Source organism: Kribbella sp. NBC_00709, from assembly GCF_036226565.1.
Lineage (GTDB): Bacteria > Actinomycetota > Actinomycetes > Propionibacteriales > Kribbellaceae > Kribbella.
The window spans coordinates 7,743,562-7,755,561 of the sequence record NZ_CP108996.1; the positions used below are offsets into that span (position 1 = coordinate 7,743,562).

The following is a 12,000-nucleotide window of genomic DNA, read 5'->3' on the forward strand; positions in this document are numbered from 1 at the left end:
GGCAACTTACGGCAGATGTACGTAGCCGAGGTAGGCCGCCCCGGCCGGCCCCGGACGGGAGGTTCCGTCCCGGGTCCAGCCGTGTCGCTCGTAGAACCGGATGGCACGAGAGTTCCGCTCCCACACCTCTACCTCGCCGACGGCGTCGGCCTGGCGTGCGATGGAGACGAAGCGTGCCATCAGCGCGGTACCGACTCCGATGTTCCACTGGCCCGGATCGACGAAGATGCCCGCGAGCCGGACACGCTTTTCGTGCGGCGCTCTGGTCGGAAACACCTCGTCGGCGTCCACCGTGACCACACCGACGATCTCATCGTCCACGGCGGCTACCAGGACGGCCAACCGAGGATCATCGACCATCTTGCGCCAGAGCTCCCGGTACTCCTCGTCGGGATGTGATGCCACCTCATGACCGCCGGCACGGTAGTACACAGCCCGCGACCGAGCGTGCAGCTCCGCCAACGCATCGCCGTCCCCGGGCACCGCGTCGCGAATGTGAACCACCTGAGTCGGCTCTGTCATGAGACACGAGAATACGGCCAGGTGGGGCAGCTCTCCCGGACATCACCTCTAGGGCCGCGGCTGCTTCTTGGTGTGTTCGATGGCGAAGACGGCGGCTTCGGTGCGGCGCTCGAGGTTGAGCTTGCGGAGCAGGGACGACACGTAGTTCTTCACGGTCTTCTCGGCCAGGAACAGGGATTGCGCGATCTGGCGGTTGGTCTTGCCCTCGGCGATCTCGGCGAGGATGCGGCGTTCCTGTTCGGTCAACGACGCGTACCGCGGATCCTCGGTCTCGGTGGGGTGCCGCAGACGTTCCAGCACCTTCACGGTCATGCTCGGATCCAGCAGCGATTCGCCGGCAGCAAGGCGCCGTACGGCATCGACCAGCGCCTGCCCGTGGATCTGCTTCAGCAGGTACCCGGCCGCACCCGCCATGATCGCGGTGAACAACGCCTCGTCATCCGAGAACGACGTCAGCATCAAGCAAGCCGGCGGCTCGTCCATCAGCGAGCGGACCTCCCGGCACACGGTGATCCCATCACCGTCGGGCAGCCGGACGTCCAAGACCGCGACATCGGGACGTACGGCGGGGATCCGCGCGATCGCCTCCGCCGCGGTCGAGGCGTCACCGACGACCTCGATGTCCGGCTCCGCATCGAGCAACTGATGCAGCCCGAGCCGCACCACCTCATGGTCGTCGAGCAGGAACACCTTGATCGTCATCACCGTCTCCTTCGGCTCCACGCCAAACCCCGGACCGGCGCCGCTCCAGCATCCCGCCATCCCCACGCTACCCGCCAGGGACCACAGTCCCGCCCTCGTCGGGACCTTTGCCAGGACCATTGCCGCCCGCCCCTACGGCGGGACCGTCCCGGCAGCGCCTCCTACAGCCCGAACGTCGGCGGACCATCGCCGAGCTCGTCCGACTGGCCCACGCCCTGGACATGCCGTCGACCAGGACGCTCCAGCCGTCGTGCATGCCTTCGTCCACGACGTCGAGCTCGAAGGCGATCGGGTCCAGGTCGTACTGCGCGACCGCGCTGTCGGAGGCGGTCCGGAACAAGATCAGCTCGCCGAGCGTGCACCAGTTCACCGCGACCACGACCAGGCCGTCGACCCCGTCGTACGCGATCCTGGGCCCGCGGCACCCGCGACACCCCCATGGCCATCCGGTCCCACCGCATCACCGGCCGCCGCATCCGCTCCTGGTAACCCAGACCCCGCGACTTTGAGAAGCCACCAACCATTTCGGCGGCGCGAAGATGGTTGGTGGCTTCTCAAAGTCGGGGGGTCAGATGTCCAGTTCGTGTTCGCGGAGGCGCTCGAGCGCGGCCAGCCACTCGCGGATGCCGACCTCGATCAGCGTCACGAGATCGCCTTGCTTCCACGCTTCCTGCCGAGTCGACAGCCGATCAATGCGTTCCGACGACGGTGCGGGCAGGTTCCAGGCGTTTGCCCTCGGCAACGGTCAGGTGGTGCGGCACGATCGCGACCGGGCAGGTCATCGCGGCCGTCGACCGCCGCGCGACCGGGTCGATCGGCAACCGGCCACCGTGCGCGCCGACAACGACCAGGCCGACGTCGCCGCTCTCGTGCACCAACGCCGCCGCCGGCGGCCGGCTGCTCAGGAACCGCGTCACCCTCACGTCCGGGAAACGACTCGTCCACGGCGCCAGCGTCTCCGACAAGACGTAATCCGCCCGGCTGATCCACGAACCGTCCGGGTCCTCCTCCACAAACCGACGCCCGGCCGGCAGCCCGGCGTGGACAACGACCAGCTCCCCCTCCCGTCCCGCAGCGACCCCGAAGGCGAACTCCAGCGCCTCGGCCGACAACGCCGTACCATCGATGCCGACAGCAACCTTCCGGTCGACCAGCGACGGCCTCCACGACAGCGGTACGACAACCACCGGACAGCCCGCCCGCCCGGCCAGCGTCAGGTTCGCCTGGGAGTGCACCAACCGCTGCGGACCGCGGCTGCACGAACGCCCGACCACCAGCATCCGCGCCTTCCGCGCCGCCGCCGCCAGAACCCGCAGCCGCGATCCCTCCTCGGTGACCGCGACCAGTTCGGTCGCGTATCCATCACGGTGCCGCACATGCGCCACCGCCACCCGCACCGCAGCATCCGCCGCCTCGGCCGGCGGCTTCGGCGCGTAGCCCGGCATCATCGGAGAGTACGAACCGTGCGCCGAGTACGGCGCGACCAGCACCAGCTCCGCACCCATCCGCAACGCCTCCGCCGACGCGTAATCCACCACGCGAAGGTTCTCCGCGCTTCCGTCGACCTCGACCACTACCGGGCCGGTCCGATTCCAGGCACTCATCCTCCTCACCTCAGGATTGCGTAGGCACGACGGCCAGCGGGCACACCGCGTGGTGCAGTACTCCTCCATCGCCGGTTCATGTCGCTCACCGCAGCCACGGGTACTTGCCGACGAAGTCCAGGCTGCTCCACCACTTGCCCAGACCCCATACGTTGCCAGCGGCAACCAGTGCGAGGGTGACGACGGTGATGGCGCCGAGGATGTGGTCGTCCAGCACCGGGTTGGTCTCCGGCGGCAGGTTCGCCGACCACATCAGCAGATACAGCAACGCACCGCACACCGCGGCGATCCGCATCCCGATACCGAGCGTCAGCGCCAGACCGATACCGGCCAGGCCGATCATGAACAGCGGCGTGACCCACCAATCACCGACCAGCGACTGGTAGAAGTCGGCCATCGGACCGCTCGTACCCTTGCCCAGGAACCCGGCCGTCGGGTCGCCACCATCGATCCAGCCCTTACCGGACGGGGTCGCGTAGCCGAGGCCGAACACCTTGTCCACGAACGCCCACAAGAAACTCAGGCCGTACGCGATCCGCAGGACGCCGAGCGCACGCCCGGCCGCCGTGGTGATGATCGGATGCCGATCGCCATCGGGCTGCATTGCAGGAGCCGGCAGGTCTTGCCGCTGCCTAGTGGTCATGATGTCGTCCTTTCACTCGATTCCGACACCTCGATCCTGCGACCTCGCGACGCCAACGGTCAGAGCCCTTCGCACCCCACTCGCGGGAGCCGAACGGCCCGACAGTCCCGGGACGTATGCCGCCGCCCGCGGCGCCAGGACCCTACGGTCGTCGTGGGGCTGCGCCAGGCATCGCCGGGGCGGTCTGCGCTAGGGGATTTGCAGCTCGGCTATGAGTTCTTCGATTCGGCCGCGGATGTCGTCGCGGACCTCGCGGACTACCTCGATGGGTTGGCCGGCAGGGTCGGTGAGTTCCCAGTCTTCGTAGCGTTCGCCGGGGAAGATGGGACACGCATCGCCGCAGCCCATCGTGATGACGACATCGCTGTTGCGGACGTCCTCGGTTTCGAGGACATGCGGCACGGCGCCGGTGATGTCGATCCCAACCTCGCGCATCGCCTCCACAGCGACGGGGTTGATCTGATCGGCGGGCTCGGATCCAGCGGACCGTACTTCGATCGTGTCGCCGGCGAGGTGACGCAGCCACCCGGCGGCCATCTGTGAACGGCCTGCGTTGTGGATGCAAACGAAGAGAACAGCAGGCTTGCTCATCGGGTGCTCCGGGCGGCCTCGGGCGACAGTGTGGGTGCCAATCGTTCGACACGGTTGGCGATGTCGGTGTAGGCCGCCTCGAAGGCGGCGTCGGTGTCGGCGGGCGCCGGGTCGGGGATCGACCAGTGGAGTCGGGGTCGCTGCTCGGGCAGCAGGTGCTCGTACGCGTTGTCGCAGACCGCGATCAGCAGATCGCCGCGTCGTACGACGTCGCTCAGGTGGGCGGTCCGCCAGTCGACGGGGTCCAGGCCGTGGCGGCGCGCGACCTTCAGCGCCCGTGGGTGGATCCGCCGGACCGGCTGAGTGCCCGCGGACGCGACCGGCACCTGGCTGCGCCGGGACCAGATCGCCGCGGCGAGTTGGGAGCGTGCGGAGTTCTGGGTGCAGACGAACACCACTCGCTTGGCCACGAGCAGCGCCGGGTGACGAGCGCCGTCAGCGCGTCCGGTCGGAGGCGGACATAGGTACGTCGACGGTCGCTCTCGGAGCGGGTGCGAGCGACGCGGCACCCAGCTCCCCCGGCGCGACGTCACCCGCGGCCCAGGCGTCCACGATCACGAGCCGCGCCGGGTCCCCGAGCGCCGCATGGACGCGGGCCCGTTCAGCCACAGATGATCGCTCAGGCGTCATTGCCTCAATGTTCACTGAGCTATCTTCCAGAGTCAAGCCGGCGGCCGAACCGCACTGACCTCCTTAGCCCTGGACGGCCGCAACATCTCCACCGCCCAGGGCGGGTGACCTTAGCCGGTCGGGATCCGCAGCCGACCGGTCACTGAGCCACGGGGCGCGGGCAGCCGGACGAACGGGCTCTCACCACGGGCCGTGCCGGAGCGCACCATCCGTTGTACGGTCACCGGCATCGCCACCCGGAGGTGATCGATGCCCGCGGCCTCTCGGTTGCCGATGGCAACGGCGCCGTACAGCGACGCGAAGCACCGGCGACAGGCGGCGATCACGTCGCCCCCGGTGGTGAGGTGCGAGAAGACCTCGTCCTGGATCGCGTCGGCGGAGGTCACCGGGCTGCAACGGACGACGACTTCGGTGCCGTCGCCACCAAGCTCCTCGTACGCCTTCAGGATGTCGTCGACCATCGTCGAGGGCAGCGACGCATCGCGGAAGGCGGAGCGGATCTCTGCCGCGGCCACGACCAGGTCGCGGCCGGCCCGGAACCTGCGGATGGACCGCGCGATCACGGATCCCAATCGCGCTTCCCGGACGAACTCACGGTAAGCCTCGGCGGTGACCGCGAAGCCTCCGGGTTCCCGGACGACGTGCTCCCTGTTCATCGTTCCTCCACTCCCCTGAGGACGGCTGCCGGATGGCCGCCGTCCTGGATCAGGACGTCTTCGATCGCGCGCCGGGGTGTCGGCGGAACCGCCGGGCCGTGGCCGAACCGGATCACGGTCTGCGGGCGCTGCCACGGCCCCAGTGGATCGTTGACCTGACTGCGGAGTTCCTCGTGCTCGATCGCTTGATTCAGCAAGGATGTAGACAGCCCTCGTGCGGTGGCTTCGAGAAGCACATGCTCCAACGCCTGTCCGGCACGCAGCCATTCGATCGGACCGTCGTACCGGGTCGCGAGGACCGCCAGTTGTGGTTCCCGCTCGAAGTCGGCCAGCGGGCGCACGGCATCGGCTTGCGTGGCGGCCATGTCCCGCACGACGGCATCAGCGGCTGCCGGCCGCGAACCCAGTGCGCTGGACGGCACACCGTCAGCCGGCCGGTCGCCACCGATCCAACGCCTGCGCTCAGCTGTCCGTGCCGACGACGCGTCGTCCGCCGCCCCCGCCTCGCTCGTTGCCATCCGCAACCACCACTGCCGGGCCGGCGTGTCGAGCCATTGCAGTACTGCGCCCTCCACCCGAGCACACAGGTCGAGCTCGATCCGGAGCTGTGCGGACAACCGCTCGTCGGTGAACGGCTCCCGGTTCGTCCGGCGCCGCGTCAGGTACGGCGCCAGCGCCGCCCGCGGTCCGTTCGGGGTCCCCCCGAGCTCGACGACGGCGATCAGGTCCGGCTGCCGCTGGTCGATCAGATGCCGCACCGCCGAGCCCATGCCGCACGCGGCGGCCGCCACCCGCAGGTTGAGGATCGCGGCACCCAGCGAGATGAACAACATCCGCCGCGACGGATCCTCGGCCGGCAGCTCCCGCACCCGGTCCCGGTACACCTCCACCGTCCGGCCGGCGAACCGGAACCGCCACGGCTGCGTGTTGTGCATCGACGGCGCCGCGACTGCGGCCCGCAGCAACGTGTCCCGCACCGCCTCCGGCACGCGAGTCGTTTCATCTATGGTCATGCCGTCAGTGCACGCGCACCTGCCCGATGTCCGTAGAGGCGAAAGGCCCGTCTCGGCGTGACCGCTGGGATCTGGGCGGTGGATGCGGGATGGTTCAGGGATGGGACGGTTGCCGAAGAAGCTGTACGAGCGGGAACTGCTGCGGCTGCAGGCCGAGTTGGTGAAGCTGCAGGAGTGGGTCCGGGTCGAGAAGGCCCGGGTCGTGGTGGTCTTCGAGGGCCGGGACGCGGCCGGCAAGGGCAGCACGATCAAGCGCGTCACGGAGTACCTCAATCCCCGCGTCGCCCGGATCGCGGCGCTGCCCGCGCCGACCGAGCGGCAGCGGTCGCAGTGGTACTTCCAGCGGTACGTCGAGCACCTGCCGGCCGCCGGCGAGATCGTGCTGTTCGACCGCAGCTGGTACAACCGGGCCGGGGTCGAACGGGTGATGGGGTTCTGCACCGGCCAGGAGTACGCGCGGTTCCTGCACCAGTGCCCGATCTTCGAGCGGCTGCTGGTCGAGGACGGCGTACAGCTGCGCAAGTACTGGTTCTCGGTCAGCGACAACGAGCAGGAGCACCGCTTCCGCAGCCGCCTCGAGGACCCGATGCGGCGCTGGAAGCTGTCCCCGATGGACCTCGAGTCGATCAGCCGCTGGGAGGACTACTCCCGCGCCAAGGACGAGATGTTCGTCCACACCGACATCCCCGAAGCACCGTGGTACGTCGTGGAGAGCGAAGACAAACGCTCCGCCCGGATCAACATGATCGCCCACCTGCTGTCCACGATCCCGTACCACGAGGTCCAGCGGCTCCCGCTCGATCTCCCACCGCGACCGCCGTCCAAAGGCTACGAACGCACACCCCGCGAGATGCAGACCCAGGTCCCCGACCACGCGGCTCAGCTCCGCCGCTGAGGGTCCAAGGTCCCGTGTCACGTGGACCGATCGGCAGATGCGGACGGCCACCCGCACGTCCGATGCTCGAAGTGCATCGGTTCAGGAGGTGGTCGGGGCCGGAATCCGATCGCACCACACCGCGAAGGGACCGGTATGAATCACAAACCTGTTGTCGTCGGCATCGACGGCTCACCCGCCGCAGAGGTCGCGGTCAAGTGGGCAGCTCTCGAAGCCGCGTCGCTGCACACCGGACTCCAGCTGCTGTACGCCGTCCCCACGCCTGCCTCCGCGTCGCTGGCCGGCGATACCGTCTATCACGCGGTCATGCTTGCCCGTGGTGTCGAGCCGGCCGTCGCAACCGACACGCGGATCGAGAACGGTACGCCGTCGGCGGTCCTGGTGAAGGCCTCCGGCGAGGCCGCTGTGGTGGTGATCGGCAGTCGCGGTCTCGGCGTGATGATCGGCGCACTCGTCGGCGCCACGGGGCTCGACCTCGCGGCCAACGCCCGCTGCCCGGTGGTCGTCGTACGCCCCGACCTCGGCAGCCTGGCCGGCATCCGTGTCGTCATCGGGTACGACGGCTCACGGGCCGGCGACACCGCGCTCGACTTCGGACTCGACTACGCCCGCCGGCACGATCTCGCCGTACGCGTCGTCGCGGCCCAGCCCGAAGGAAGCGAGCTGCATCAGATCACGGAGGCCGAGCTGAGCGACGCCGTCCGTACGCGCGGTGGGCACGAGGCGGAGCTGATCCAGATCACCGGCCATCCCGCCGAACAGATCCTGCGGCTGTCCGCCGACGCGAGCCTGATCGTCCTCGGTGCGCGCGGCCGCGGCGGCTTTGCCGGCATGCTGATCGGCTCCGTCAGCCAAACCGTCCTCCACCACGCCGACTGCCCCGTGGCCGTCATCCCCGCCGCCGCCACTGGCGGCTGAGATGACCGGCGCCGGTGAACGCGAGAATCACGGCGGCGATGATGTAGTGCGGGATCGCGAGCAACCACGCGTAGTAGGCGAGAGGTGCGATCTGGTCAGGCCGGCGGCTTGAAGCCCTTGACGATGAGGTAGATGCCGAAGGAGAGCTCCCAGAAGAATTCTGGGATCGTCGCGATGCCCTGGACTGCGCCTCCGCGGTCGATGACGTTGAACATGACGCCGATTCCGGAGAGCGCGACCAGCGGACCTCCGACCAGCCCCAGCATCGCCATCCGTCGTGGCACCAGGCCGGACCGGTACATCAGGTAGCCCAGGACCATTCCGTTCGCGACCCCGGCGAAGAAGCCCGGCCCGATCAGGAACGCCCGGTCGTAGACCGCGACGAACACCCGACCGAGAGCGGCGTCCGTACCGGCCGTTCCTTCCTGCCGCATGAACACGAACGTCAGCAGGCTGACGATCCCGATGGCGATGAAGGTGGCCTCGAGAAGGCGTGCCGCGACATACCCCAGGGCGAGGCTTTCGCTGTAACGCTTGTAGACCACGTACGGCACGACGGCCGTGCCGACGTTGGCGATGATGACGATGAGCTCGAGAACAGCACCCAAGGCCACACTCGCGGTGGGGTCGGAGCCGGCCCCGGTGATGTAGTCGGGATGATCCCGCACCGGCGCGTACAGGATGAAGTACGCCGGGATCGAGGCGACGAAGGTGACCACCATCAGCCAGCCCGTCCAAGTGGCAATCCTCCGTGTGTTCATCGTGCTGTTCCGTTGATTCGTGTCGATATCCATCTGAAACCCCACCCTCCGAACGGCGATCAGTTACTCAGTTGCCCTCGGCCCCGAACTGCGGAGACGACGTCGAGGATCGCTTGCGAGGTGGCGGCCGAGTATTCCTGCTCCGCGACCAGCGCCTCGTGTGTGGCACCGCTGATGACACGGTGCGCGCTGTTGGTCGACAAAGCGGCCATGTCTTTCTGCTTCGCTTGCCAGGCGGCGTCATTTCCGCTGCCGGCCGTCACGACGACCAAGGGCTTGCCGGCGAAGTCCTGCAGCGTCGCGGCTTGGTCGATCGACGCGTTCGCCTGCACGTACTCGTCGATCGTGCTGCGGAGGTTACTTGCGGTCGAGCCGGTGGCGCGTGCCTCGTCCCGGGACCGCGGCGGCAGACTGCCGTAAGACAACTGACCGTAGAGGCGGGCCAGTCCGAGTCGAGCCGAGGACGAGATCAGTGCGGAGACACGACCCAACGCGTCGTACGAGCCTGCATCATCAACTGACGTCGTACCTGGTTGGGTAGCTGAGCCCGCTGCCGTCGAGTCCACCAGTACCAGTCCGGCGACGTCGTTCGGGTAGCGAGCGGCGAAGGTACGGACGTAGAGCCCGCCGAAGGAGTGGCCCGCGAGCACGTACGGTCCGGGAATGTTGCCGCGCTGCAGCAACGTGTGCAGGTCGATCGCTATTTGTGTTCCGTCCTGCGGGACGTCGGCCGCCTCGCTCCAGCCGCGACCTGCACGGTCGTAGACGCAGACCCGCGTCGTACCGGCCACGGCCGGCATGATCCACCCGAGATTCGACGACATCTCGCCGCCGCCGGCTTCGAGTACGACGGTGGGGCTGCCTGAGCCGGTGCAGTTCAGATGCAGACTGTGCCCGCCGACATCGATCAGTTGGCCAGGCATCGGGTACGCCTTCGTATCGGCCGCTTGCCGTACGGTTTCGTAGCCGCCCCCGATCGCAGCAAGAGCCAAGAGCGCAATCACTGGGTACAGCAGCCAGCGTCCGCTCCGGCTGCGCAACTGTCGACGGACGCGCACGGCCATCCAGATCGCCAACGCCAGCAGGGCGGGCGGCCACACCCAGTTGAGTACTGCATCCACGCCGGAACCGAACGCCACCAGGAGAAGACCGCCAACTCCCATGAACATCGCAGGAATCGCGGCCCACTGCTGAGGCTGATCGGTGAACCGCGTCGACAGCACCGCCAACAACGCCCAGCCCAATGCGAACCCGCACAGAACCGCGCCAGTGACCTCGCTGATCTCAGCTGGGATGAATGGGGCCGCGACCAGCAGCAGCGCGGCGACGAGTCCGATGGCCAACGAACTGGCCACGACCCGGCCGATGTGTCCCTTCCGCCCGCTGTCCTGGCGAGCCGGATGATCGGTCGGGACAGCGGGAGTCGGCGTGGTAGTCACGCTGAACTCGATACCTCGGGAGCTAGTACTGCGATCGCGCGCGGAACCAGCCGTGATCGAGCGCTCTCGTTCGCCATGCGTCTGAGCTCCCCCTGCAGGCAGCCCAAGACCGCGGCACCGATCCGTCGAACGACGGACATGCCCGTAGCCCCCACCCGCTTACGCCCCGTGCGGCCCACCATCCTCGGGAGTACCGCACCTGTCAACGGTGAACTCCGGTGCGAGCGGACCGGACCCGGCTGCCTTCGAGAGCTACAGGTTCTTGAGAAATCTGGTCGGGTCGCCGGCGGCGCTGGCGGCGGAGGCCAGCCAGGCCTGCAGTCCTTCGGGATCGCGCCGGTCGAGCTCGTCCAGACATCGCTGGCGTTCCATCACGATCCGGAGCCGTTGCGGGTCGGTCTTCGCTTGCCGCAACGCGTCGTAGCTGTCACGCCATTGCCGGCAGAGGTCCGCCGTACTGCGTTCCGGTACGTCGCGGCGCCGGGGCGCCGTACCACGCATGCCAGTGCACCACCGCACGACGGGAGGCGAACTCCCGCCGAGGAGAACGACGAGCCACAGCACACTCGGACCGAGAACCACGGCGAGGCCTCCGGCCAGGACGATCAGCGCAGCCCCGGCAGCAGCGGCTGTGATGACCTGCCGTCTCGTCCAGCGGGCGGTGTCGCCCGCGCTGTACATGGTCGCAGCTGTCGCCCCGGCCAGCAGACCGGTCAGGAAGGCGAGCGCCAGGACCTCCGGAGAAAGCAGCAACAGGGCGACAACGCCGAGTAGCAAGGACACTCCGCAGAATGCCCGCCAAACACCTCGATAGAACGCGGCAAACTGACCCACCGCAGCATCACCGTCAGATGACAAACCACATGACCCCATAGCCGATCCCCCCTTGCCCGTCGGCTCCCTCCAGTGCACCCGATTCCCCGACTCCGCACCAGGGCCTAAGGTCACCAATTCGAGTCAGCCTCGGGGTGGTTGCCGACGAAGTTGTGGGCCCACAGCCACGGACCGCCGGCCGGGTCAGCGGTTGCCGGTGATCTTCGTGTAGTAGGCGCGCGCGTCCTGGGTCCGGCCTGCGCCGAGCACCCGAAGTGCCTCCGCCAGTTCGGGATAGCGGTCCTCGAGCAGTTCGGAGGCTCCTTGGAGGTCGCAGGCAGAGGCGATGTCGCGGAGCAGCGACTGGATGGCTAGGACCGGATCGCCCACGGGAACCGGCGTAGCGGGCGTGTCCTTGACCTGGTCGACGGTGAGGGTTGATCGCTGGGCGCCACGAATCTCGTCGAGCCGGCGCTGTTGCTCGGCCGGCGGATGGGAGTCCCAGGCGGGATCGTTCACCGTCGCCTCGAGCTGGAGCAGGCGCGTCAGTACAGTCGGGTTGCTGATCTTGGCGCGCTGGCCGGACATCAACTGCGACAGCATCGGCGCGGACAGGCCGAGGATGCCGGCGAGCTGGGCCTGGGAGAGCTCCAGGCGGCCGAGAAGGCGCCGGAAGCGGACGCCCAGCGGTTCGCCGTACCACTCCAGCTGCAGCTTGAGGTTGCGCGCGTACGAGTCGGTCACCATCAGCTCCGGATTGCCATTTGCAAATTGCAGATGCAAACGCTAGGTTTCTGCATGTCCGCCCTTCGA

At 68.1% G+C, this 12,000-nt stretch carries 17 protein-coding genes; 2 read left to right on the forward strand and 15 right to left on the reverse strand.

The genetic code is table 11. The features are described 5' to 3' along the window. Positions 1-6 precede the first annotated feature (6 nt). The 11 genes from OHA18_RS37820 to OHA18_RS37870 form a co-directional block, all read right to left on the reverse strand. Entirely contained in the window at positions 7-522 is a 516-nt protein-coding gene (locus OHA18_RS37820; RefSeq protein ID WP_329000189.1) for a GNAT family N-acetyltransferase, read from the reverse strand. Positions 523-570: 48 nt separating this feature from the next. Continuing rightward, the gene (locus OHA18_RS37825; protein WP_329000190.1) at positions 571-1,224 is read right to left on the reverse strand and encodes a response regulator transcription factor; all 654 of its coding nucleotides are present in this window, start codon (positions 1,222-1,224) and stop codon (positions 571-573) included. Between the two features lie 67 nt (positions 1,225-1,291). Further along, positions 1,292-1,603: a hypothetical protein gene (locus OHA18_RS37830; RefSeq protein WP_329000191.1), complete on the reverse strand. Its 312-nt coding sequence runs from the start codon at positions 1,601-1,603 to the stop codon at positions 1,292-1,294. 189 nt (positions 1,604-1,792) lie between these two features. Then, the gene (locus tag OHA18_RS37835; protein WP_329006220.1) at positions 1,793-1,966 is read right to left on the reverse strand and encodes a hypothetical protein; all 174 of its coding nucleotides are present in this window, start codon (positions 1,964-1,966) and stop codon (positions 1,793-1,795) included. Beyond that, positions 1,914-2,828, reverse strand: a complete 915-nt coding sequence (locus OHA18_RS37840; RefSeq protein ID WP_329000192.1) for a universal stress protein — start codon at positions 2,826-2,828, stop codon at positions 1,914-1,916. The genes OHA18_RS37835 and OHA18_RS37840 overlap by 53 nt, the downstream gene beginning before the upstream one ends. Positions 2,829-2,913: 85 nt before the next feature. After that, positions 2,914-3,471 carry a hypothetical protein gene (locus tag OHA18_RS37845; RefSeq protein ID WP_329000193.1) on the reverse strand — a complete coding sequence of 186 codons (558 nt, stop codon included), beginning with the start codon at positions 3,469-3,471 and terminating at the stop codon, positions 2,914-2,916. 189 nt (positions 3,472-3,660) lie between these two features. Next, on the reverse strand, positions 3,661-4,062 hold the full coding sequence (locus OHA18_RS37850) for an arsenate reductase ArsC (RefSeq protein ID WP_329000194.1): 402 nt from the start codon (positions 4,060-4,062) through the stop codon (positions 3,661-3,663). Beyond that, positions 4,059-4,472, reverse strand: coding sequence for an arsenate-mycothiol transferase ArsC (locus OHA18_RS37855; RefSeq protein ID WP_329000195.1), 414 nt, complete (start codon positions 4,470-4,472; stop codon positions 4,059-4,061). Before OHA18_RS37855 ends, OHA18_RS37850 begins: the two co-directional genes overlap by 4 nt. Positions 4,473-4,497: 25 nt before the next feature. Next, positions 4,498-4,671: a hypothetical protein gene (locus OHA18_RS37860; protein WP_329000196.1), complete on the reverse strand. Its 174-nt coding sequence runs from the start codon at positions 4,669-4,671 to the stop codon at positions 4,498-4,500. A 131-nt stretch (positions 4,672-4,802) separates the two neighbouring features. Then, positions 4,803-5,348, reverse strand: a complete 546-nt coding sequence (locus tag OHA18_RS37865; protein WP_329000197.1) for a PEP/pyruvate-binding domain-containing protein — start codon at positions 5,346-5,348, stop codon at positions 4,803-4,805. Further along, entirely contained in the window at positions 5,345-6,361 is a 1,017-nt protein-coding gene (locus OHA18_RS37870; RefSeq protein WP_329000198.1) for an Acg family FMN-binding oxidoreductase, read from the reverse strand. The genes OHA18_RS37865 and OHA18_RS37870 overlap by 4 nt, the downstream gene beginning before the upstream one ends. A gap of 100 nt (positions 6,362-6,461) precedes the next feature. Between OHA18_RS37870 and ppk2 the strand changes: the two genes are divergently transcribed. Further along, positions 6,462-7,256, forward strand: a complete 795-nt coding sequence (ppk2, locus tag OHA18_RS37875) for a polyphosphate kinase 2 (protein WP_329000199.1) — start codon at positions 6,462-6,464, stop codon at positions 7,254-7,256. A 135-nt stretch (positions 7,257-7,391) separates the two neighbouring features. Continuing rightward, positions 7,392-8,174: a universal stress protein gene (locus OHA18_RS37880; protein WP_329000200.1), complete on the forward strand. Its 783-nt coding sequence runs from the start codon at positions 7,392-7,394 to the stop codon at positions 8,172-8,174. A 95-nt stretch (positions 8,175-8,269) separates the two neighbouring features. On the opposite strand, the gene OHA18_RS37885 is transcribed toward OHA18_RS37880, so the two are convergent. From OHA18_RS37885 to OHA18_RS37900, 4 genes are all read right to left on the reverse strand, one after another. Continuing rightward, on the reverse strand, positions 8,270-8,935 hold the full coding sequence (locus OHA18_RS37885) for a DUF4386 domain-containing protein (RefSeq protein WP_329000201.1): 666 nt from the start codon (positions 8,933-8,935) through the stop codon (positions 8,270-8,272). Positions 8,936-8,994: 59 nt separating this feature from the next. Continuing rightward, on the reverse strand, positions 8,995-10,374 hold the full coding sequence (locus OHA18_RS37890) for an alpha/beta hydrolase (protein WP_329000202.1): 1,380 nt from the start codon (positions 10,372-10,374) through the stop codon (positions 8,995-8,997). Positions 10,375-10,626: 252 nt separating this feature from the next. Next, positions 10,627-11,151, reverse strand: a complete 525-nt coding sequence (locus OHA18_RS37895; protein WP_329000203.1) for a hypothetical protein — start codon at positions 11,149-11,151, stop codon at positions 10,627-10,629. 240 nt (positions 11,152-11,391) lie between these two features. After that, the gene (locus tag OHA18_RS37900; RefSeq protein WP_329000204.1) at positions 11,392-11,931 is read right to left on the reverse strand and encodes an XRE family transcriptional regulator; all 540 of its coding nucleotides are present in this window, start codon (positions 11,929-11,931) and stop codon (positions 11,392-11,394) included. Positions 11,932-12,000 lie beyond the last annotated feature (69 nt).